This window comes from Actinopolymorpha pittospori, assembly GCF_014873875.1.
In the GTDB taxonomy this organism is placed as follows: Bacteria; Actinomycetota; Actinomycetes; order Propionibacteriales; family Actinopolymorphaceae; genus Actinopolymorpha; species Actinopolymorpha pittospori.
This window is the reverse complement of sequence record NZ_JADBEM010000001.1, coordinates 9173759-9195380: the sequence shown is the minus strand read 5'-3', so window position 1 is coordinate 9195380 and position 21622 is coordinate 9173759. Positions and strand designations below refer to the sequence as shown.

The following is a 21622-nucleotide window of genomic DNA, read 5'->3' as shown; positions in this document are numbered from 1 at the left end:
TGTCTTGGAGGAGCTCGTGGCAACGATCGAGGCCGTCACCGCACGCGAAATTCTGGATTCGCGCGGTAATCCCACCGTCGAGGTCGAGGTTGGACTCGACGACGGCACCATCGCTCGCGCCGACGTGCCCTCCGGCGCCTCGACCGGCGCCTTCGAGGCGGTCGAGCTGCGCGACGGTGACGACAAGCGTTACGGCGGCAAGGGTGTCCTCACCGCCGTGAGCGGCGTTCTGGACGTGATCGCACCCGAGCTCGTCGGCTACGAGGCGAGCGAGCAGCGACTGATCGACGCCCGGTTGATCGACCTGGACGGCACCCCCAACAAGGGCAAGCTCGGCGCCAACGCCCTGCTCGGCGTCTCGCTCGCGGTCGCCAGGGCCGCCGCCGACTCCGCCGACCTGCCGCTCTTCCGCTACATCGGCGGGCCGAACTCCCACCTGCTGCCGGTGCCGATGCTCAACATCGTCAACGGAGGTGCGCACGCCGACAACGACGTCGACTTCCAGGAGTTCATGATCGCTCCGATCGGCGCGGCGACCTTCTCCGAGGCGCTCCGCTGGGGAGCGGAGACCTACCAGGCGCTCAAGTCGGTGCTGAAGTCGCAGGGCCTGTCGACAGGGCTCGGTGACGAGGGCGGCTTCGCGCCGAACCTCCCGTCCAACCGCGCGGCCCTCGACCTGATCGCGACCGCCGTCGAGAAGGCGGGCCTGCGCTTCGGCGCCGACGTGGCGGTGGCGCTCGACGCGGCCGCGACCGAGTTCTACGACGCCGCCTCCGACCGTTACCGGTTCGAGGGCGGGGAGAAGTCCTCGGAGGAGATGGCCGCCTACTACGGTGAGCTGATCGCGTCCTACCCGCTGGTCTCGCTGGAGGACCCGCTGGCCGAGGACGACTGGAGCGGCTGGGCCGGACTCACCTCGACCGTCGGTGCGAAGGTCCAGCTGGTCGGCGACGACCTGTTCGTCACCAACCCGGAGCGGATCGCCCGCGGCATTGCCGAGGCCTCGGCCAACGCGGTGCTCATCAAGCTCAACCAGATCGGCACCCTGACCGAGACGCTCGACGCGGTCGAGCTCGCACACCGGGCCGGGTTCCGTACGATGATCAGCCACCGTTCCGGTGAGACCGAGGACACCACGATCGCCGACCTCGTCGTCGCCACGAACGCCGGCCAGATCAAGACGGGTGCGCCCGCACGGAGCGAGCGGGTGGCGAAGTACAACCAGCTGCTCCGCATCGAGGAAGAGCTCGACGACGCGGCCCGGTACGCCGGACGCGGCGCGTTCCCGCGTTTCCAGCCCGAGCTGGGCTGAGCGGCCGGGCCTGACGCCCGGATGCCGAACGCGGGTCCGGGACCCCGATGTCACACCGGGGTCCCGGACCCAACGACCGGGACAGGGCCGGGGGAGGTCTGGTGAACGACGCGCGAGGTGGCCGTAACGCCCGGCCGGCGGGTCCCGGTCGGGGTCGTGGCCGCGCCAAACCGGCCACCCCTGGGCGCGGGTCCCGGGCCGGTGCCGGCCCCGCCACCCGCCGTACGACCGCCTCGCCCACCTCCGGTGCGCGCCGCCCTGCACAGGCGGCGAACTCCTCGTCCGGCCGTCCCGGTAGCGCCGCTCGAACGCCGGAGGCCAACCGGCGTCGCCGTAACGGCATCACCGGCCGCGCCGCCATCCTCGCGTTGGTGATCGCCGCGCTGGTGATCTCCTACGCCTCCAGCCTGCGCGCGTGGGCCGAACAGCGCGGCCGGATCGCCGACCTGCGGGCGGAGGCCTCGCAGCGCAGTGAGCGCGTTGCCGAGCTGGAGAAGGAACTCGGCCGCTGGAAGGACCCCGCCTACGTCGAGGCCCAGGCCCGCGAACGCTTCGGGTGGGTGATGCCCGGCGAGACCGGCTACGTCGTGGTCGGCGGCACCGGCAAGTCCGCCACGCCGCCGGTCGCGGGCGGTTCGACCGGTGCGACCGAGCAGGGCCCCGCACAACGGGCCTGGTGGAGCAGCCTGTGGGGCAGTGTCGAGGAGGCCAACAAGCCGCCGAAGCCCACGTCCACGCCGAAGCGTCCCAAGCCCGCGGCCACCATCGACCCGGAGTCCACGCCCTCCCCGGGGCAGAACCGATGACAGAACAGACGGCAGGACCGATGACAGGACCGACGACCGGATCGACGACCGGGCCCGAGCCGGCCGATCTCGCCGCGGTCAGCGCCCAGCTCGGCCGCCCGGCGCGTGGCGTACGCCAGGTCGCCCACCGCTGCGGCTGTGGCCTGCCCGACGTGGTGGAGACCGAACCCCGGCTGCCCGACGGTACGCCGTTCCCGACGACGTTCTACCTCACCTGTCCGCGCCTCGCCGCCGAGATCGGCCGGCTGGAGGCGAGCGGCCTGATGCGGGAGTGGACGGGGCGGCTGCAGACCGACCCCGACCTCGCGACCGCCTACCAGCGGGCGCACGAGCACTACCTCGCCCAGCGCGAGAAGCTCGGGCACGTGCCCGAGATCGCCGGTGTCTCCGCCGGCGGCATGCCTGAGCGGGTGAAGTGCCTGCACGCGCTCGTGGCGCACTCCCTCGCCGCGGGCCCGGGCGTCAACCCGCTGGGCGACGAGGCCCTGGCGCTGCTGCCCGACTGGGGCGCCGGGGGGCCCTGCGTCGAGATCGATCCGTCCTGACGCGATCCGGTCCTGCGGGGGATTCGGGTTCGGATGCAATACGGTCGGACGGTCGGTTGAGGTGAGGGGAGTTCCAGATGCGGGTAGCGGCGATCGACTGCGGCACGAACTCGATCCGGCTGCTGGTCGCTGACATCACCGCCGATCCGGCCACCGGTCACGAGCGCCTGGTCGACCTCGACCGGCGCCTCGAGGTCGTGCGTCTCGGGCAGGGCGTCGACCGGACCGGTCGCCTCGCGCCAGAGGCGCTGCGCCGGACGTTCGACGCCAGCCGGACCTACGCCGCGCGGATCGCCGAACTCGGTGCCGAACAGGTCCGGTTCGTGGCCACCTCCGCCTCGCGTGACGCCGAGAACCGGGACGAGTTCGTCGCCGGGGTCCGGGAGATCCTCGGCGTGGAGCCCGAGGTGATCACCGGACAGGAGGAGGCCCAGCTCTCCTTCGCGGGCTCGACCCGGGAACTGGCCCGGCACCGCCTCGCCACGCCGTACCTCGTCATCGACATCGGTGGCGGCTCCACCGAGTTCGTCCTGGGTGGCGAAGCGCCGGAGGCGGCCGTGTCCGTCGACCTGGGGTGCGTACGCCTGACCGAACGCTGCCTGCCGGGCGATCCGCCGAGCCCCGACCAGATCGAGACGGCCCTGGCGGAGGTCGACCGCCAGCTCGACAAGGCCGCCGCGAGCGTCCCGTTGGAGCGGGCCCGCACCCTGGTCGGCCTCGCCGGCACGGTGACGACGGTCGCCGCGACGGCGCTCGACCTGCCGACGTACGACCCGACCCGCATCCACCACGCGCGGATTCCCGCACCCGACGTCCATGCGGCGACCGGGCGCCTCCTCACGATGGACCACGACGCTCGGGCGGCGCTGCCGTTCATGCACCCTGGTCGGGTCGACGTGATCGGGGCCGGCGCGCTGATCCTGGACCGGATCCTCGCCCGGGTCGCCCCGTATCTCGCCCTCGCGGAGATCGTCGTGAGCGAGCACGACATCCTCGACGGGATCGCGCTCAGCGCCTACGCACGGGCCCTGAGATGACCACGCCCGACCGGCCGCACCCGGTGACCGGGACGCCGTATCCGAGTCCGGTCCCGCCGGGCACCGGCTGGCCGGACGACCCGGCGAGCCCGGACACTCCGGTCGCCCACGACGCCGAGCAGGTGGCGGCGCTCGCCGCCGCCGCGAGGGACCTCGACGAGCTCGTCGCCCGCCAGTCGGTGTGCCGCGCCTGCCCGAGGTTGGTGGCGTGGCGCGAGCAGGTGGCGCGGGAGCCCAGGCGTGCGTTCGCGGAGGAGCCGTACTGGGGCCGGCCGGTGCCTGGCTGGGGTGATCCCGCGCCGCGGCTGCTCGTCGTCGGACTCGCACCCGCGGCGAACGGCGGCAACCGGACCGGGCGGATCTTCACCGGTGACCGTTCTGGCGACTGGCTGTTCGCCTCGTTGCACCGGCTCGGCCTGGCGCGGACGAGGACGAGCGTCCACGCGGGTGACGGGCAGCGGCTGCTGGGCCTTCGGGTCGTCGCCCCGGTGCGCTGCGCGCCCCCGGCCAACAAGCCGGTGCCGACCGAGCGGGACACCTGTTTCCCGTGGCTCGTCCGGGAGTGGGAACTGTGTTCCTCGACGGTGCGCGCGGCGGTGGCGCTCGGCTCCTACGCGTGGGACTCCACCCTGCGCACGCTCGCCGCCCTCGGCTACGCCGTTCCCCGGCCGCGGCCGAAGTTCGGGCACGGCGCCGAGGTGGTGCTCGCCGCACGGGAGGGGCGGGAGCTGCCGGAGATCCTGCTGGTCGGTTCCTACCATCCGAGTCAGCAGAACACCTTCACCGGCAAGCTCACCGAGTCGATGCTGGACGCGGTGTTCGCCCGCGCCGCGTCCTACGCCGGACTCCGCGCCAGCTCGAGTCAGTGACCGAGCAGGTTCGCGATGCGGATCACGGAGTCGAGCGCGGGCAGCACGCGGGCAGGTTCCATCCGTCCCTGCCAGTAGACGACGAGATCGGAGCCGTGCAGGCTCCAGTTCGGTGCCATCCCGGCGAGGTGCGTACGGACCAGGGCGGGACCGATCACGCTGCGCACGGTCTCTGGGTGGGTGCTGCGGACCCGGAACTCCTTGTCGAACTCGTCGATCCCGACCTCGGTATGGTCGGGTCCGTTGAGCCAGCGCCACATCCGCGAGCCGGACCCGCGGCTCGAGACCTCGATCCCCGGGTAGGTGTAGGGGAGATGTACGACGCAAGCGACGAAATCATGGGTGTCGGTCGTGACCTGCGACTGTCCGTTCACATAGGTCGTGTGAGTGCTCTGGTAGGTGTATTCAGCGACGCTGACCGGCAGCTCCCGGTGGATCCCGGTGAACAGACACCGCACGCCTCGGGGGTTGGCTCCGGGAAGTCGGGCCGTCCAGGGCACCTCGACACTTCCGGCGTAGGCGGTCCAACCGATCGAGTTCGCCCAGGCGGCGAGATCCTCGAGCCGGCGCTGCTCGCGGCGCTGGGCAAGCACGACCATTGGGACCGTCAGCGCTACCAGCGCGACGACGAGGGCGATGACGATGACAGCGATGATCGCGCCCACGGCTCCCTCCCGCGTTCCTTCGAGCTTAGAGGCTGGAGAGCTTGTTTGTGAGCTTCCGAACGTGAGACTCCGAATGCTTGTGAAATGATTCACGAGCGACTAGCGTTACTCCTGAGCGAGGAGGTGAACGGACGTGAACACAAGGCACGTCCTGATCGCCGGAGGCGGCTATGTCGGTATGTACACCGCCTTCCGGTTGCAGAAAGCTCTCCGTAAGGAACTCAAGCGTGGCGAGGTGACGATCACGATCGTCGACCCTCGCTCCTACATGACCTACCAGCCGTTCCTGCCCGAGGCCGCCGCCGGAAACCTCGAGCCCCGGCACGTCGTCGTGTCCCTGCGCGCCGTCCTGCCGCGGGTCAAGGTCATCACCGGCCGGATCGTCTCGGTCGACCACGCGAACCGGACAGCCCGCATCGAACCCCGCGCCGGGGACGTGTACGACCTGGGCTACGACGAACTGGTCGTCGCGCTCGGCTCGGTCGCCCGCACCCTGCCGATCCCGGGGCTCGCCCAGCACGGCATCGGGTTCAAGCAGGTCGAGGAGGCGATCCAGCTGCGCAACCACGTGCTGGACCGGCTCGACGTCGCGGAGTCGACGACCAGTGAGGCAGTCCGCCAGCGCGCGTTGTCGTTCGTGTTCGTCGGAGGCGGCTACGCCGGCGTCGAGGCGCTCGCCGAACTCGAAGACATGGCCCGCTACGCCTGCCGCTACTACGAGAACGTGCGCCCGGAGGACATGCGCTGGGTGCTCGTCGAGGCGGCCGACCGGATCCTGCCCGAGGTGGGGGAGGACATGGGCCGCTACACCGTCCGCGCCCTGCGCGAGCGTGGCATCGACGTGAAGCTCGGCACCCTGCTCGAGTCCTGCGTCGACGGGAAGGTCATCCTCTCCGACGGCTCCAGCTTCGAGTCCGACACGATCGTGTGGACGGCCGGGGTGAAGGCCAACCCGGTGCTCGCCGAGACCGACCTGCCCCGCGACAAGCAGGGCCGGGTGCGGACCGAGCCCGACCTGCGGGTCGTCGGCGTCGAGCACGCCTGGGCGGCTGGAGACAGCGCCGCCGTTCCCGACCTGACCGGTCCGCCAGGAGCGCTGACCAGCCCGTCCGCGCAGCACGCCGTCCGGCAGGCGAAGGTCCTCGGCGACAACGTCGCCCGGTCCCTGCGGGGCAAACTGCTGCAGGACTACCGGCACAAGCACGTCGGCTCGGTCGCGAGCCTCGGCCTGCACAAGGGCGTCGCTCAGGTCTACGGGATCAAGCTCAAGGGCTGGCTCGCGTGGTTCATGCACCGCACCTACCACGTCAGCCGGATGCCGACGTTCAACCGGAAGACCAGGATCGTCGCCGACTGGACGCTCCGGTTGTTCTTCCACCGTGAGATCGTCTCCCTGGGCAGCCTGCAGCGCCCGCGCGAGGAGTTCGAGCGCAGCGCGCTGCCCCGCCAGGTGCCGCCGGCCGCGCCCGAGGACCGCGAACCCCAACGCCTCGGTACGGGCGGTAACTGACAGCCCGCGGCTCGCGCGCACGCCACCGGCGGTCGATGTGACAGGCCACCGGTGGCCGGCCGGTACACGACGGGTAGAACACGGGTAGAAGCAACAGCGAAGACGGGTACGGAAGATGGGGGTGGTCGTGCCTGGTCCGGTTGTCGCCGAGCGTCTGCACGACGTTCTGCTCCGGCTGTTCGGACTGGAGGCGCCGGTCCGGATCCACGCTTGGGACGGGTCCGTGGCCGGGCCCGCCGACGCGCCCGTGGTGCGGGTCCACTCCCGGCGCGCCGTTCGCCGGTTGCTGTGGCGTCCTGACGAACTCGGTCTGGCCAGGTCGTTCGTGGCCGGGGAGGTCGACGTCGACGGCCCGATCCTCCCCGCGTTGGACCAGCTCGCGCCGTTCGGCCGCTCGATCGGTCGCCAGCCCGAACTGACCGCCGCCGACCGCAGTGAGCTGATGCGCGCCGCGGTCTATCTCGGTGCGGTCGGCCCGGCGCCCAAGCCGCCGGCGGAGGAGATCACCGGAGCCGAACGCCGGCATGCGCTCGGTCGCGACAAGGAGCTCAGCGGCGCCCACGACACCCCGGTGAGCACGGGTCTGCTGGCCCGGGTCTTCGGCGACACGCTGGTGCCGAGCGCGGGCTACTGGACCACGCCGGCCGCCACCCTCGACGACGCGCAGCGGGCGGCCCTGGACCTCGCCTGTCGCAAGCTGGGGTTGACGGAAGGCATGCGGGTGCTCGACGTCGGCTGCGCGTGGGGGACCTTCCTGCTGCACGCCGCCGAGCGCTACGGCGTGAGCGGGACCGGCATCACGTCCTCCGCGGAGCAGGCCGAGATCGCGACGAAGCGTGCCTTCGACGCCGGGGTCGCCGCGCGGGTGGAGTTCCGGGTCGCCGACTGGCGCGACCTCGAGGTCGACCCCTACGACGCGATCACGGCGAACGGGGTCGCCGACTACGTGGGGGAGGGCCGGCTCGCCGACCAGGCGCGGCGCCTGTGCGGGTTCCTCCGGCCGGGCGGTCGACTGCTGCTGCACCAGATCAGCCGCAGGGGCGAGCCGTTGGCGCGAGAACGGTCGTTCCTGGACGCCTACGTCTTTCCTGGCGCCGAACTCCTGACCCTCGGGCGGATCGTGGACATCCTCGAGGACGCCGGGCTGGAGGTGCGCGACCTGGAGGCGATGCGCGAGCACTACGCCCGCACCCTTCGGACCTGGGTGACCAACCTGGAGGGCGCGTGGGAGCCGTGGTTACGCCAGACCTCACCGGGGCGGGCCCGGGTCTGGCTGCTCTACCTCGCCGTCTCGGCCCTGGCGTTCGAGAACGCGCGGATCGCGGCCCATCAGGTGTTGGCCGTTCGTACCCACACCGACGGCCGCGCAGCACTGCCGCTCGACAGATCCGAATGGCACCTGGGCATGCCCTAATGTGGTGCGCGGCGACGAGTTGTCGCGGAGCCCCCGTAGCCCAACTGGTCGAGGCGGCCCACTTAAAATGGGTGTCAGATTTGTGGGTTCGAGTCCCACCGGGGGCACGTAGATACATCCACGCAGGCGCCGGACGCGGGTTGGTCCAGGCGCCTTGTTCGTCTTCTTGATCGTTTCGCTGATCCTGCCGACCCTCGATGATCTCGGTCGGGCCGGCCGCTGGTGGGAGCCAGGCGACGGGCCGACTCCGAGATGTCCGCGCCGTGCTCACTCAACTTGATTGATTCCAGAAAATGGGCCAGACTTCCTCGTGTGTCCACGACTTCGGACTACGAGCGCATGTTGCGCGGGGCGGCCCTGCGTGTGACGCGTCCCCGGATAGCGGTGCTGGCCGCGGTGCACGACCATCCGCACGCCGACACGGACTCGATCATCGGCACCGTGCGTGCGGATCTCGGTGAGGTTTCCCACCAGGCCGTCTACGACGTCCTGCGGGCGCTGACCACCGCGGGCCTGGTGCGGCGCATCCAGCCGCTGGGCTCCGTGGCGCGCTACGAGGCCCGGGTGGGGGACAACCACCACCACGTCGTCTGTCGGTCCTGCGGTGCCATCGCCGACGTCGACTGCGCGGTCGGCGAAACTCCCTGCCTGACCGCCGTCGACGACTCGGGCTACGTCATCGACGAGGCCGAGGTCATCTACTGGGGCCGATGTCCGGACTGCGTCGCCTCAGAAACCGCCCGGGCCGAGATCTGATCGCGGACACCAAGCACTCCATGCCGGCAGGGCAACCCAAGCCCCTGCTCCCCACAGACCAACCGACGCAAGACCGACCAGCCAACAGTGGCAAACAGCGAGACGGGAGAAGGACCAGACGTGTCTGACCACGGTAGCGAGAGCGAGAACCCAGCAATTCCCTCCCCGACTCCCAAGTCGACTCGGCCCAGGACGAACGAGGACTGGTGGCCGAATCAGCTGAACCTGCAGGTTCTCCACCAGCACTCGCCCCGGTCCAACCCGCTGGGCGCGGGCTTCGACTACTCCGAGGAGTTCAAGACCCTCGACCTCGAGGCGCTGAAGCAGGACGTCGTCGAGGTGATGACGACCTCGCAGGACTGGTGGCCGGCTGACTACGGCCACTACGGGCCGTTGTTCATCCGGATGAGTTGGCACTCCGCGGGCACGTACCGCATCGCCGACGGCCGCGGTGGAGCCGGCGCCGGTGCCCAGCGCTTCGCCCCCCTCAACAGCTGGCCCGACAACGCGAGCCTGGACAAGGCGCGCCGGCTGCTCTGGCCGGTCAAGCAGAAGTACGGTCAGAAGATCTCCTGGGCCGACCTGCTGGTGTTCGCCGGCAACTGTGCCCTGGAGTCCATGGGGTTCAAGACGTTCGGCTTCGCTTTCGGTCGCGAGGACATCTGGGCGCCCGAGGAGATCTTCTGGGGGTCGGAGGACACCTGGCTCGGTGACGAGCGCTACAGCGGTGACCGGGAACTCTCCGGTCCGCTCGGCGCCGTGCAGATGGGCCTGATCTACGTGAACCCGGAGGGGCCCAACGGCGTTCCGGATCCGCTGGCCGCCGCCAGGGACATCCGCGAGACGTTCGCGCGCATGGCGATGAACGACGAGGAGACGGTGGCGCTGATCGCCGGCGGTCACTCCTTCGGCAAGACCCACGGCGCGGCTTCCGCGGACAACGTCGGCCCGGAGCCGGAGGCCTCCCCGCTGGAGGAGCAGGGCCTCGGCTGGCGGAACACCTACGGCACCGGCAAGGGCGCGGACACGATCACCAGCGGCCTCGAGGTCATCTGGACCAGCACGCCGACCAAGTGGAGCATGGGCTTCTTCCAGAACCTCTTCGGCTACGAGTGGGAGCTCACGAAGAGCCCGGCAGGGGCGCACCAGTGGGTCGCGAAGGGCGCCGAGGAGTCGGTTCCGGACGCGCACGACTCGTCGAAGAAGCACCGTCCGACGATGTTGACCACCGACCTCGCCCTGCGGTTCGACCCGGCCTACGAGCGGGTCTCGCGCCGGTTCCTGGACAACCCCGAGGAGTTCGCCCTGGCGTTCGCCAAGGCCTGGTACAAGCTGTTGCACCGTGACATGGGCCCGGTCTCGCGTTACCTCGGTCCGTGGGTTCCGGAGGCTCAGCTGTGGCAGGACCCGGTTCCGGCGGTCGACCACGAACTCGTCTCGGAGGCGGACGTCGCCGCCCTCAAGGCCAAGATCCTCGCGTCGGGGCTGTCCGTCTCCCAGCTGGTCTCCACCGCCTGGGCGGCCGCGGCGAGCTTCCGTGGCACCGACAAGCGTGGTGGGGCGAACGGAGCCCGGATTCGCCTGGAGCCGCAGAAGGACTGGGAGGTCAACAACCCGGCCGAGCTGGCCAAGGTGCTGCAGACCCTCGAACAGGTCCAGCAGGACTTCAACAGCGCGCAGGCCGGCGGGAAGAAGGTCTCACTCGCCGACCTGATCGTTCTGGGCGGGGCCGCTGGGGTCGAGCAGGCGGCGAAGAACGCCGGGCACGACATCACGGTTCCGTTCGTGCCGGGTCGTACGGACGCTTCGCAGGAGCAGACCGACGTGGAGTCGTTCGAGGTCCTCGAACCGGCTGCCGACGGGTTCCGTAACTACCTGCGCGCCGGGCAGAAGCTGCCGGCGGAGGTCCTGCTGCTGGACCGGGCGAGCATGTTGATGCTGTCCGCTCCGGAGATGACGGTGCTGGTCGGTGGCCTGCGGGCGCTCAACGCCAACTTCGGGCAGACCCGACACGGCGTCTTCACCGACCGGCCCGAGACGTTGACGAACGACTTCTTCGTCAACCTGCTCGACATGGCCACCGAGTGGAAGGTGTCCGCGTCGGCGGAGAACGTCTACGAGGGTCGGGACCGCTCCACCGGTGAGGTCAGGTGGACCGCCAGCCCCGTCGATCTCGTCTTCGGCTCGAACTCCCAGCTCCGAGGCATCTCGGAGGTCTACGCGACCGACGAGGCGAAGGAGAAGTTCGTTCAGGACTTCGTGGCCGCGTGGGTCAAGGTCATGAACCTCGACCGGTACGACATCGCCTGAGCCAGATCTGACTCCGATCGTCTGAACCCGGTGTCCGGGTCGGCCGCACGTCGGCCGACCCGGACATCCGTCACTGGTCCGCCCGTACCACCAGCAGGGTCTTGCCCACCGTCGCGCGGGACTCGATGGCGGCATGCGCGTCGGCCGCCCGCTCCAGCGGGAACCGTTGCCCGATGACCGGACGCAACGCTCCGGCCGCCGCCTGCGCCAGCGCGCTCTCGGTGCAGGCCCGTAGTTCGTCCGGCGTGGGCCGGGGCCGGACCACCGTCACACCACGTGCCGCGGCGGTCTCGTCCGGAACGTCTGTCCAGGCGCCGCTGGCGAGCCCGAAGGTGACCATCCGCCCACCGCGGCCAAGCAGGTCGAACGCCGACCGGCCGATCACGCCGCCCACGCCGTCGAAGACGACGTTCACCTCGCCGACCGCGGCGCGTACCCGCTCGGTCCAGTCCGGCTCCCGGTAGTCGACCGTCACGTCGGCGCCGAGGTCACGGGCCAGCCCCGTCTTGCGCGTCCCGCCCGCCGCGGCGACGACCTGCGCGCCGGCAGCCTTCGCCAGCTGGACCAGCAGGCTGCCCACCCCGCCGGCGGCCGCCTCGACCAGCACCCGCTCGCCGGGGTCTGGTGAGGCCGCCCGGAGCAGCATCGTCGCCGTACGCCCGTCGGCCAGCAGCGCGACGGCGGTGTCGAGGCGTACGGCGTCCGGCACCTGGTACGTCGCGGCGGCGTCGACGGCGACCCACTCCGCGTAACCACCGGAACCTCCGGTACCGCTGATCACGCGCCTGCCCGCCAACGCTTCGTCGGCGCCCGGCCCCACGGCCCTGACCACCCCGCCGACGCCGTTGCCGAGGATCATCGGGAGCTGCGCGACGAAGGGGCCGGTGCCGCCGGCACGATGCTGCGTCTCGACAAAGGTGATGTTGGCGAACGCCACCTCGATCAGGACCTGACCCGCCCGGGGCACCGGCTCCGGCGCGTCGCCCGCCACGAGTACCTCAGGTCCACCGAACTCCTTCAACCACACCGCGCGCATGGCTCCCCTTTCCGCTGGGGACCAGCCTGCAACCTCAACCACCGTTGAGGTCAACGGAACTCGGCGTCGGTCGGGGCGCGTTGCACCGGTCATGGTCACAATCGCCCCTCAAGTGGCGACAAGTGCTTTGCCAATTCATTACCATTACGGGCACGATCGATGACCGTCCTGTCAAGATCATCACCGCACCACCTGAGCAGCAGGCTGACCAAGCAGTCGAGCACTACTTTGCGCACGGTTTGAGCAGCAGTTTGAGCACCAGCTGAGCCCATCTGATCCGCCGTAGGCGGAGGAGGACACAGGATGCAGAGCAAGAACCCGGTGTTCCGGCGCCGCGACGCGTTCCAGTCGGCCGGATACTCCGCTTCGAGCATGAGCAGCGAACAGCTGCGCGAGATGTACGAAGCGCCGTCGTACGCCGGTCCGGCCAGCCGCGACCGGATGACCCTCGACGACGTGGTCGCGCGCACGGCGATGACGCTCGGCACGTTGATCGTCGTGGCCGCTGCCACGTGGTACCTCAGCGGTCCGGTCCAGGCGTCCCACTTCGGGCTGCTGATCGGCGCCGCGCTCGTCGGCATGGGCCTGGGCTTCGTCATCGGGCTCAAGCACGTGACCAACCCGGCCATCATCTTGATCTACGCCGCGGTCGAAGGTGTCTTCGTCGGGCTGGCGAGCAAGGTGCTCTCGGCCTACGCCGGTGACGACGGCATCGTGATGCAGGCCGTACTCGGCACGATGTGCGCCTCGGCCGCCATGCTCGCGATGTACAAGTTCAAGGTCATCCGGGTGACCGCGAAGTTCAAGCGGTTCGTCGTCGCGGCCACCCTCGGCTTCTTCCTGCTGGTGATGGTCAACTTCGTGCTCGGCCTGTTCGGCGCCAGCTTCGGCGCGAGCGGCCTGGGCGGCCTCGGCCTGGTCTTCGCGATCATCGGGGTGGCCCTCGCCTGCTTCAACCTGATGCTCGACTTCGACTACGTCGACCAGGGCATCGCCGCCGGCGCGCCGAGCAAGGACGCGTGGTTCGCGGCGTTCGGTCTGACGGTGACGCTGGTCTGGCTCTACATCGAGCTGCTCCGGATCCTCGCGATCCTGCGCGGCGGCGACTGAGCCTGCACGGACAAAGACGGCGAGGGCCGCCCGAGCACTGCTCGGGCGGCCCTCGCCATGTCTGCCCTCTCGGCTCAGCCGGAGACCGTCGGTCCCACCCGGTCGAACCGCACCCGAAGCAGGCAGCGGCGTTCCCGCTCCATCGCGGCGCGGTAGCCGTCCCAGTCGGAATGCTCGCCTGCGACCTGGCGGTAGTAGTCGACCAGCGGCTCCATCGCATCCGGCAGCGAGAGAACGCTGGCCGTGCCCTCGACCTGCAGCCACGCACCGTAGAACCGATCGGTGAACACACAGAGCGTCGCACGGGGATCGCGGCGTACGTTGCGAACCTTGTAGGCGGGTTCGCGGGTGCTGACGACGGCGTATCCCTCGTCGTCGACACCGACCAGGACCGGCGACAGTTGCGGCAGACCGTCCTTGCGGAGGGTGCCGAGCACAGCCTGGTGGTGCTCGCGGAGGAAGGCGCGCGCTTCGTCGACGTTCATGCAGCGGGTGGAACCTCAGCCGAGGTTGCGCTGCGCGCGGCGAAGGTCCTGCTCATGGACGATCGCGGTGGCGTGTCCGTGTGCGATGCCGTATTCGTCACGGAGCCACCTGACGCGATCTTCGAACCGAAGGAACGACGGTCCGTCTTCGAGAGTTCTGATCCACTCGGGGAGATCTCGCCCGGTCGCGTCCACGAGACGGGCGACGAGGTTCTGATGGGTCTCTTCGGAGTGGTGCAGAGCCATGACGGCCTCCCGGAGAACTGGGGGTCAGTTTCGGTCCATGACCTGAGCCTGCCTGAGGTTCTGGCCCGACACAACCCCTCGCACGCCTCGTGGCGACAAAGGAGAACTCCCTCACGATCGGTAGATTTCCTCATCCGGTAGGCGGCCGGCGTTCACCTACCGGTCAGGAGTCGGTTGCCTCCGGGTCAGGAGTCGGAGTCGACCAGTCGGGCCGGAAAGCCGCCGCGGGCGAGGGGCCCCCAGCGCTCGATGTCGACCTCGATCACGCACTTGCCCTGGCGGGTCATCGCGGCGCGGTACTCGTCCCAGTCGGGGTGTTCGCCGCTGATGCACCGGAAGTACTCGACCAGCCCCTCCATGGCCTCGGGCAGGTCGATGACGCGGGCGGTCCCGTCCACCTGGATGTAAGGGTCGCTCCAGCCCTCGGACATGACGCAGAGGCTGACGCTGGGCTCACGGCGGGCGTTGACGGCCTTGGCCCGCTCGGGATAGGTCGAGATGACGATGCGGTTGTCCCGGTTCAGCCCGAGCGTGACGGGCGAGATCTGCGGACGGCCGTCGCGTCGAGTGGTGACGAGCACGCCCTGGTGCCGGGTCCGGAGGAACTCCAGCAGCGCGGCGTGGTCGATACGGTCGGCGGTGGCGATCGATGGGCTCATGACGGCCAGCCTATTCAGGCCGCCCGTTTCAGACCGTTCGTGGTGTCAGGACGGCGGTGGTCTCAGGACGGCGGTGGTGTCAGGACAGCCGCTCGAGGATGACGGCCATGCCCTGGCCGCCGCCGACGCACATCGTCTCCAGGCCGATCTCCTGGTCGCGGGTCGCGAGGCCGTTCACCAGGGTGGTCATGATCCGGGCGCCGGTCATCCCGAACGGGTGACCGAGCGCGATCGCCCCGCCGTGGACGTTGAGCTTGTCCCAGGCGATGCCGAGATCCTCGGCGGAGGGGATCACCTGGGCGGCGAACGCCTCGTTGATCTCCACCAGGTCGACGTCGTCGATGGTCATGCCCGCGCGGGCCACGGCTCGCCGGCTCGCCTCGACCGGGCCCAGGCCCATGATCTCGGGGGAGAGCGCGGACGCGGCGGTCGCGACGATGCGGGCCAGCGGGGTGACACCGAGCCGGCGGGCCTTCTCGGCGCTCATGATCACGACCGCGGCGGCGCCGTCGTTGAGGGGACAGCAGTTGCCGGCGGTGACCGTCCCGGCCGGCCGGAACACCGGGTCGAGCGTGGCGACCCGGTCCAGGGTGGTGCCGGGTCGCGGACCGTCGTCGGCCTCGACCACGGTGCCGTTCGGGAGCGGGTACGGCGTGATCTCACGGGCGAAGAAACCGCTCCGGATCGCCTCCTCCGCGAGGTTCTGGGACCGCACGCCGAACTCGTCCTGGATCGCCCGGCTCACCCCACGCGCGGTCGCGACGTTCTCGGCCGTCTGGCCCATCGCGACGTAGACGTCGGGGAGCAGGCCGTCCGCGCGGGGGTCGTGCCAGACCTCGTTGGTCTCGGCGTACTTCGTGGTCCTGACCCCGGCGTCGGCGAACAGCGGATTGTGCGTCTGCGCCGGGTCGACGCCGGCGCTGCCGAAGCCGACGTACCGCGAGACGCACTCGACGCCCGCGGAGACGAAGACGTCGCCCTCGCCCGCCCTGATCGCGTGGAACGCCATCCGGGCCGTCTGCACGCTGGAGGCGCAGAAGCGGTTGACCGTCACCGCGGGCACCGAGTCCAGGCCGAGTTGCACGGCGACCCTGCGGGCCATGTTGGCGCCGTGCTCGTCGCGGGGCTCGGCGCAGCCGAGGTAGAGGTCGTCGATCTCCGTCCGGTCGAGTTGGGGCACCTTCATGAGTGCCGCGTCGACCGCGAACGCCGCGAGGTCGTCGGGTCGGACATCCTTCAGGGAACCCTTGAACGCCCGTCCGATCGGGGTCCGCGCGGTGGCGACGATGACGGCGTCGGTTGCCTCGGACATGGGTCCTCCCTCGTGACCGGCCTGGTCGCCGGTCTCGCGACCGCTCGGGTTACCCCTCGGTAATGTCGAGGCTAGTACGCCGGCCCGGTGCTCGGGTAGCCGTCTCGCCAGACTGGCCGGACAGGTAGCGGGCGTGCAGTTGGCCGCACGCGGCGTCGAGGTCGCCCCCGAACTGCTGCCGCCGGCTCGCCCGGATCCCGCGCGAGCGCAGGGTCGCGAGGAAGTCGGCGACCACCGCCGGCGGCGGCCGCCGGAACCTCTCGCTCACCCCGGCCGCGTCGTTGTAGGGGATCACGCTGACGTGGAACAGCCCGGGTCGCCGGCTCTCCCGCACCAGTGCCGCGAGCGCCCGGGCGTGCGCGGCGGAGTCGTTGATCCCGTCGATCAGGAGGTACGCGAGATAGACCTTGCGCCGGCTCGCGACCACGTGGTCGTCCAGGATGCCGAGACACTCGGCGAGCGAGAAACGGTTCTGCAACGGGATCAGCTCTGCCCGCTCCTCGTCGTAGGGCGAGTGCACCGACAAGGTCAGGTTGACCTGCGGATGCTCCGCGACCAGACGACGCATTCCCGGCGCGAAACCCACGGTTGACACCGTGAGCCGCCGCGGACCGATCGCGTGGAAGTCCCCGCCGGTGAGCAGTTCGAGCGCCGGGAACGTGTGCGGGTTCGCGAGCGCCTCGCCCATCCCCATGAACGCGATGCTGTCGACCGGCGCGAAGTGGAGTACCTGGTCGCAGATCTCGTCGGCGTCGAGGTTGCGGACCAGCCCGACGGCACCGGAGGCGCAGAACGTACATCCGAGGCCGCAGCCGACCTGCGTCGAGACGCACAGCGACGTCCAGTGGGCGCGGTACTTCGCGAGGACCGTCTCGATCCGGGCGCCCTGCCTGCTCTCGAAGAGGACCTTCTCCACCTGCGGGCCGTGCTGGCTCGCGACGGGTGAGAGCGTCGTCAGGGTCGGACCGAACTCGGCCGCGAGCAGGCGGCGCAGGCGGACGGGCAACTCGGTGAGTTCGGCGAACTCGCCGACGCCGCGGTCGTGAACGCCGCGGAGAAGCTGCCTCAGGCGGTAGGGAGGCTCCCCGGCATGGACGAGGAACTCCTGGAGGCGGGCATACCGAGTCCCCGGTGGAGGATTCGGATACACGTGTACATACACATCGGACGGGCTCCCTGACGTGGTGAGCGGCGGGCGGACTCGGACTGGCGGAGTCGGCTCTCATGCGAGCGGGGAACGCCACGCCACCACCGAGCAGCCGCCCTTCCATGCGGGCGGCTGACGTCGGCGGGGTCTGGTGCGACCGGTCGACGAGGGCCGGTCATGACGTCACATGCCGGACACTCTCTCGCGGTGCGCCCGGCGGGTCAACGGAATTACCTTCGCCCTGTGGCTCGAGTACGACGAGCGGAATCTGCCGGTCCGTCTTCGTCTGGTAGTTGTCGTAGTCGGGCCAGATCGCGCTCATGATGCTCCACAGGCGCGGGCGCTCCTCCGGACTCGCGTCCCGTGCCCGCGCGGTGATCTGGTCGCCGCCGACCTGGATCCGCACCTCCGGGTTGGCCTCCAGGTTGGAGTACCACAGGGGCGACGTCGGTGCGCCGCCCTTGGACGCGACGATCAGGTAGTTGGCCCCGTCCCGGCCGTAGATCAACGGGGTGCGACGGGCCTGGCCGCTGCGACGCCCGATGGTGGTGAGGAGCAGCGTGGGCGCGTCGTTCCGCCAGATGTGGCCTTCCTCACCGTTGGACTCGAGGTACTGCTTCGTGTGTTCGGCCACCCAGCCCTCGGGGCTGTCGGTCGGCTTGTCGTACGTACTCATCCAGTCATCCCTTCCGCGGACGGACCAGCGGACCGCAGTGTGAGGCCACTGCCACCCGCGTTGCGTGCAACAACCTGGCGGTCCGGCTTCATCCCGAGAGGTCGCCGGCGGCGGACATGGCAGCACTGATCGCCAGATGTCAAGCGGATGTGGACAGCGGCCGGCCGTACCCGATGTCCGGCTCATCCGGCGGAGAGCTGGTCGGGAAGGGCGACCTCACGGCGACCGTGCCGGCGCAACAGCGCCCAGCGCCCGCGTGGGCCGCGCTCGTGCCCCGCGACGTCGGTGCCGGCGACCTCCGTACCGGAGGACTTGGCGGCGCGGACGGCGGCGTAGGAGATCGGCAGGATCTGGCCCTCGCCGAGGGGAACGTCGGCGTCCTCCTCCTCCGGCCAGTAACCGATCGCGGCGGCGAGGGACGGGAGCAGCGCCACCGCGGCGCTGGCGTATCCCGCGGCCGAGGGATGGAACCGGTCGGGGCCGAACAGTTCGTGCGGCGCGGCGGCGAACTCCGGGCCGAGCAGCGATCCGAGCGAGACGGTACGGGCACCGGTCTCGACGACGGCGATCGTCTGCGCCGCGGCGAGCCGGCGGCTCCAGACGCGAGCGAGCTGGCGGAGCGGGAAGGCAAGCGGCTCGACCGTACCGAGATCGGGACACGTACCGACGACGACCTCGCAGCTCGCCTCACGCAACCGCCGGACGCCCTGGACGAGCAGGCGTACGGAGTCGGTGGGCAGGGTCCGGTGGGTCACGTCGTTCGCGCCGATGATGACCAGGGCGACGTCGGGTTCGGCCATGAGTACCTGGTCGACCTGGTCGTCCAGGTGCTGGGTCTCCGCACCGGAGATCGCGGCGACGCTGAGCCGCACCGGTCGCCCCGACAGTGCGGCGAGCCCCGCCGCGAGCAGCCCGCCGGGCGTCTCGTCGGCGCTGTCGACGCCGAGGCCGCAGGCGGTGGAGTCGCCGAGGACGACGAAGGAGATGGGTTCGCCGGGACCCTCGCCGTAGAGCCCGTCCGCGACGGGTGCCTGTCCGGCTGGTTCACCGATCGTGCGTTTGGCGAGGATCGCCTCCGCGAAGAGGATGGCGACGAGTGTGCCGCCGAGCAGCCCGGCACCGCCACCGCCGAGTGCCGCGGCGGCCGCCAGTTTCCGAGCAGCGCGAGCCTTACCCACCAGGATCTCCTTCGAGTTCGCTACCTACCTGGTCGTGGGGCGGACGGGATGGTTACCCGGGACCTCCGTGGGATCACGCCGCGCCGACGAGTGGCGTACGGCGTCGACTCCCCAGACTCGCACGGCGCGGGCATACCGTTGCGCTCGCCCCTCACCTAGAGTTCTTTCGTGCAGTATCACGAGTCGCTGTTGTCCCTGGTCGGCAACACCCCGTTGGTCCGGTTGGCCCGGTCCGTCGAGGGTGTCCGAGGACTCCTGCTCGCGAAGGTGGAGTACTTCAACCCCGGCGGCAGTGTGAAGGACCGGATCGCTCTCCGCATGGTGGAGGCCGCCGAACGCGAGGGCGCCCTCGCCCCTGGCGGCACGATCGTCGAGCCGACCAGCGGCAACACAGGCGTCGGCCTCGCCATCGTCGCGCAGGAGAAGGGCTACCACTGCGTCTTCGTCTGCCCCGACAAGGTGAGTGAGGACAAGCGCAACGTCCTCACGGCCTACGGTGCCGAGGTCGTCGTCTGCCCCACCGCCGTACCCCCGGAGCACCCCGACTCCTACTACTCCGTCTCCGACCGGTTGGTGAAGGAGCGGGACGGCGCGTGGAAGCCGGACCAGTACTCCAACGTCAACAACCCCTTGTCCCACTACGAGCAGACCGGTCCGGAGATCTGGGATCAGACCGAGGGACGGATCACCCATTTCGTCGCGGGCATCGGCACCGGCGGCACGATCAGCGGTGTCGGGCGTTACCTCAAAGGGGTCTCCGGCGGGCGGGTCCAGATCGTCGGCGCCGACCCGGAGGGCTCCGTCTACTCCGGCGGCACCGGTCGTCCCTACCTCGTCGAGGGCGTCGGTGAGGACTTCTGGCCGACGACGTACGACCAGTCGGTCTGCGACCGCATCATCGCGGTGTCCGACCACGACTCGTTCTCGATGACGCGCCGGCTGGCCCGCGAGGAGGCGCTGCTCGTCGGCGGCTCGTCCGGCATGGCCGCCGTCGCGGCCGCGCAGGTCGCGCGCGAGGCGGGCGAGGACGCCGTGGTCGTCGTCCTGCTGCCCGACGGGGGACGCGGCTATCTGTCCAAGGTGTTCGACGACGCCTGGCTCACCCACTACGGCTTCCTCAGCGGCGAGAGCACCGAGACCGTCGGGGAGGTCCTCCGGCGCAAGAGCGGCACCCTGCCCTCGCTCGTGCACACCCACCCCAACGAGACGATCGCGGAGGCGATCGACATTCTGCGCGAGTACGCCGTGTCGCAGATGCCGGTCGTCCGCGCCGAGCCTCCGGTGATGGCCGCCGAGGTCGCGGGCGCCGTCCACGAACGCCACCTGCTCGAGGCGTTGTACTCCGGCCATGCGCGACTCGCCGACCGGGTCGAGCAGCACATGTCTCCGCCGCTGCCGTCGGTCGGTGCCGGTGAACCCGTCGCCGCCGCGGTCCGCCGCCTGGAGACGGCCGACGCGCTGCTCGTCCTCGACGACGGCAAGCCGGTGGGGGTGCTCACTCGGCAGGACCTGCTCGCCCACCTCGCGGCGGGGATGTAACCCCCGCTCAGGCGTCGAGGACGGCGCTCAGCGCCTTCCAGCGGGCGATCTCGCAGCCGTTGTGTTTGTCGTAGGACGCCGACACCGGCTGGCCCCGCCACACACCTTCGATGCGCGCACGCTGCGGCCCGCCGTAGATCTGGGTGCACATGGCGTCCCGTGGCACCGGTTCGAACGGGCGGGTGGCGGTCGCGATCGCACTGATTGCGCCGCCCGGATCGGGATGGGTGCCGGCCGCGGCCACCTCCTCGTTCCCGTCGTTCGCGATGAGTTCCCAGGTCCGCGGCGCCGCGTCCGGACGGTCCCAGACCGTGACGGTGAGACGCGTGGTGGGTGTCGTCATGGCTTCATTCAACCGCTGATTCGGCTTCTGGCGGTGCCGGCCGCCAGACGGCGCGGAGTACGACCTCGATACGACGGCGGAGTTCGGCGCCGTCGGCGGGCGGGTCGGCCCGGATCACCTGGTCGTAGAGGATCCCGTCGAGCAGGGCGATGAGGAACGGTGCGTCCCGTTCAGGTGCGGGCGCACCGACGGCGGTGAGGAACTGCTCCGCCCCGGCCACGATCCGCGCGCTCGCGGTGTCGAGCATCTCCCGGAGTTCGGGGTGGTGGCGCCCTTCCAGGTAGAGGGCGTAGCGGGCGCGCAGGCGTTCGCGGCCCGGGCCGAGCCAGTACTGGAACAGCCGGGTCCAGGCGTCGGTGAGGGTGTCAAGATCCGGACTGGTGGGGGGCTCGGGTGGCTCGGCCCTGTCCTGCTCGGTCGCGTCCGGCTGGGCTTCGCCGAGCCGCGTGGTGTCCCGTTCGTCGAGGTCGAGCAGGCGGCCGAGCAGTCCATGCAGGAGCGCGGCACGGGTCCGGAAGTAGTAGCTCGTCGAGCCCGAGGGCACCTCGGCCCGAGCGTCGACCGCGCGGTGGGTGAGCCCGCGCAGCCCGGACTCGGCGACCACCGAGATCGCCGCGTCGAGAAGCAACTCGGACCGAGAACGACTCACAGTGCGCGACCCTACCGG

Annotated in this window: 22 protein-coding genes and 1 tRNA gene; 12 read left to right on the top strand and 11 right to left on the bottom strand. The window is 70.3% G+C overall.

Annotation, left to right across the window (positions count from 1 at the left end):
* Positions 1 to 16: 16 nt before the first annotated feature.
* From eno to HEB94_RS42470, 5 genes are all read left to right on the top strand, one after another.
* Positions 17 to 1312 carry a phosphopyruvate hydratase gene (eno, locus tag HEB94_RS42490; protein ID WP_192755081.1) on the top strand — a complete coding sequence of 432 codons (1296 nt, stop codon included), beginning with the start codon at positions 17 to 19 and terminating at the stop codon, positions 1310 to 1312.
* A 101-nt stretch (positions 1313 to 1413) separates the two neighbouring features.
* Positions 1414 to 2118 carry an FtsB family cell division protein gene (locus HEB94_RS42485; RefSeq protein ID WP_337918361.1) on the top strand — a complete coding sequence of 235 codons (705 nt, stop codon included), beginning with the start codon at positions 1414 to 1416 and terminating at the stop codon, positions 2116 to 2118.
* 20 nt (positions 2119 to 2138) lie between these two features.
* Complete coding sequence (locus tag HEB94_RS42480; protein WP_202896840.1) at positions 2139 to 2663, top strand: DUF501 domain-containing protein; 525 nt, start codon at positions 2139 to 2141, stop codon at positions 2661 to 2663.
* Positions 2664 to 2740: 77 nt separating this feature from the next.
* Positions 2741 to 3700 (top strand): Ppx/GppA phosphatase family protein, encoded by a 960-nt coding sequence (locus tag HEB94_RS42475; protein WP_192755078.1) that lies wholly within the window; start codon positions 2741 to 2743, stop codon positions 3698 to 3700.
* On the top strand, positions 3697 to 4569 hold the full coding sequence (locus tag HEB94_RS42470) for a uracil-DNA glycosylase (RefSeq protein ID WP_192755077.1): 873 nt from the start codon (positions 3697 to 3699) through the stop codon (positions 4567 to 4569). The genes HEB94_RS42475 and HEB94_RS42470 overlap by 4 nt, the downstream gene beginning before the upstream one ends.
* On the opposite strand, the gene HEB94_RS42465 is transcribed toward HEB94_RS42470, so the two are convergent.
* The gene (locus tag HEB94_RS42465) at positions 4563 to 5234 is read right to left on the bottom strand and encodes a hypothetical protein (protein WP_192755076.1); all 672 of its coding nucleotides are present in this window, start codon (positions 5232 to 5234) and stop codon (positions 4563 to 4565) included. The two genes, HEB94_RS42470 and HEB94_RS42465, sit on opposite strands and share 7 nt — an antisense overlap.
* Positions 5235 to 5367: 133 nt before the next feature.
* Here HEB94_RS42465 and HEB94_RS42460 point away from each other — a divergent pair, with 133 nt between their 5' ends.
* The 5 genes from HEB94_RS42460 to katG all read left to right on the top strand — a co-directional run bounded on the left by HEB94_RS42460 (position 5368) and on the right by katG (position 11224).
* A complete protein-coding gene (locus tag HEB94_RS42460; protein ID WP_192755075.1) occupies positions 5368 to 6744 on the top strand; it encodes an FAD-dependent oxidoreductase in 1377 nt (458 codons plus the stop codon).
* 127 nt (positions 6745 to 6871) lie between these two features.
* Positions 6872 to 8158 carry a class I SAM-dependent methyltransferase gene (locus tag HEB94_RS42455; protein WP_202896839.1) on the top strand — a complete coding sequence of 429 codons (1287 nt, stop codon included), beginning with the start codon at positions 6872 to 6874 and terminating at the stop codon, positions 8156 to 8158.
* A gap of 29 nt (positions 8159 to 8187) precedes the next feature.
* Positions 8188 to 8265 (top strand) — tRNA-Leu (locus tag HEB94_RS42450).
* Positions 8266 to 8497: 232 nt separating this feature from the next.
* Positions 8498 to 8914 carry a Fur family transcriptional regulator gene (locus HEB94_RS42445; RefSeq protein WP_238363093.1) on the top strand — a complete coding sequence of 139 codons (417 nt, stop codon included), beginning with the start codon at positions 8498 to 8500 and terminating at the stop codon, positions 8912 to 8914.
* Between the two features lie 120 nt (positions 8915 to 9034).
* Positions 9035 to 11224 (top strand): catalase/peroxidase HPI, encoded by a 2190-nt coding sequence (gene katG / locus HEB94_RS42440; RefSeq protein WP_337918360.1) that lies wholly within the window; start codon positions 9035 to 9037, stop codon positions 11222 to 11224.
* 70 nt (positions 11225 to 11294) lie between these two features.
* Here the strand turns inward: katG and HEB94_RS42435 are convergent, their stop codons facing one another.
* The gene (locus tag HEB94_RS42435; protein ID WP_192755071.1) at positions 11295 to 12260 is read right to left on the bottom strand and encodes a zinc-binding dehydrogenase; all 966 of its coding nucleotides are present in this window, start codon (positions 12258 to 12260) and stop codon (positions 11295 to 11297) included.
* Positions 12261 to 12563: 303 nt separating this feature from the next.
* Between HEB94_RS42435 and HEB94_RS42430 the strand changes: the two genes are divergently transcribed.
* The gene (locus HEB94_RS42430) at positions 12564 to 13370 is read left to right on the top strand and encodes a Bax inhibitor-1/YccA family protein (RefSeq protein WP_192755070.1); all 807 of its coding nucleotides are present in this window, start codon (positions 12564 to 12566) and stop codon (positions 13368 to 13370) included.
* 74 nt (positions 13371 to 13444) lie between these two features.
* Here HEB94_RS42430 and HEB94_RS42425 read toward each other — a convergent pair whose 3' ends face one another.
* From HEB94_RS42425 to HEB94_RS42395, 7 genes are all read right to left on the bottom strand, one after another.
* Positions 13445 to 13855, bottom strand: a complete 411-nt coding sequence (locus HEB94_RS42425) for a PPOX class F420-dependent oxidoreductase (RefSeq protein WP_192755069.1) — start codon at positions 13853 to 13855, stop codon at positions 13445 to 13447.
* Between the two features lie 15 nt (positions 13856 to 13870).
* On the bottom strand, positions 13871 to 14101 hold the full coding sequence (locus tag HEB94_RS42420; RefSeq protein ID WP_192755068.1) for a DUF4287 domain-containing protein: 231 nt from the start codon (positions 14099 to 14101) through the stop codon (positions 13871 to 13873).
* A gap of 185 nt (positions 14102 to 14286) precedes the next feature.
* Positions 14287 to 14760 carry a PPOX class F420-dependent oxidoreductase gene (locus tag HEB94_RS42415; RefSeq protein ID WP_192755067.1) on the bottom strand — a complete coding sequence of 158 codons (474 nt, stop codon included), beginning with the start codon at positions 14758 to 14760 and terminating at the stop codon, positions 14287 to 14289.
* A gap of 79 nt (positions 14761 to 14839) precedes the next feature.
* Positions 14840 to 16072 (bottom strand): acetyl-CoA C-acetyltransferase, encoded by a 1233-nt coding sequence (locus HEB94_RS42410; protein WP_192755066.1) that lies wholly within the window; start codon positions 16070 to 16072, stop codon positions 14840 to 14842.
* 49 nt (positions 16073 to 16121) lie between these two features.
* A complete protein-coding gene (locus HEB94_RS42405; RefSeq protein ID WP_192755065.1) occupies positions 16122 to 17234 on the bottom strand; it encodes a radical SAM protein in 1113 nt (370 codons plus the stop codon).
* 160 nt (positions 17235 to 17394) lie between these two features.
* Positions 17395 to 17895 (bottom strand): nitroreductase family deazaflavin-dependent oxidoreductase, encoded by a 501-nt coding sequence (locus HEB94_RS42400; RefSeq protein ID WP_192755064.1) that lies wholly within the window; start codon positions 17893 to 17895, stop codon positions 17395 to 17397.
* Positions 17896 to 18077: 182 nt separating this feature from the next.
* Entirely contained in the window at positions 18078 to 19073 is a 996-nt protein-coding gene (locus HEB94_RS42395) for a GDSL-type esterase/lipase family protein (protein WP_192755063.1), read from the bottom strand.
* 168 nt (positions 19074 to 19241) lie between these two features.
* Here HEB94_RS42395 and HEB94_RS42390 point away from each other — a divergent pair, with 168 nt between their 5' ends.
* On the top strand, positions 19242 to 20612 hold the full coding sequence (locus HEB94_RS42390) for a cystathionine beta-synthase (RefSeq protein WP_192755062.1): 1371 nt from the start codon (positions 19242 to 19244) through the stop codon (positions 20610 to 20612).
* 7 nt (positions 20613 to 20619) lie between these two features.
* On the opposite strand, the gene HEB94_RS42385 is transcribed toward HEB94_RS42390, so the two are convergent.
* Together HEB94_RS42385 and HEB94_RS42380 are read right to left on the bottom strand one after the other, a co-directional pair.
* Positions 20620 to 20955, bottom strand: coding sequence for an SSI family serine proteinase inhibitor (locus HEB94_RS42385; RefSeq protein ID WP_192755061.1), 336 nt, complete (start codon positions 20953 to 20955; stop codon positions 20620 to 20622).
* A 4-nt stretch (positions 20956 to 20959) separates the two neighbouring features.
* Positions 20960 to 21604 carry a TetR family transcriptional regulator gene (locus HEB94_RS42380; protein WP_192755060.1) on the bottom strand — a complete coding sequence of 215 codons (645 nt, stop codon included), beginning with the start codon at positions 21602 to 21604 and terminating at the stop codon, positions 20960 to 20962.
* Positions 21605 to 21622: the final 18 nt, after the last annotated feature.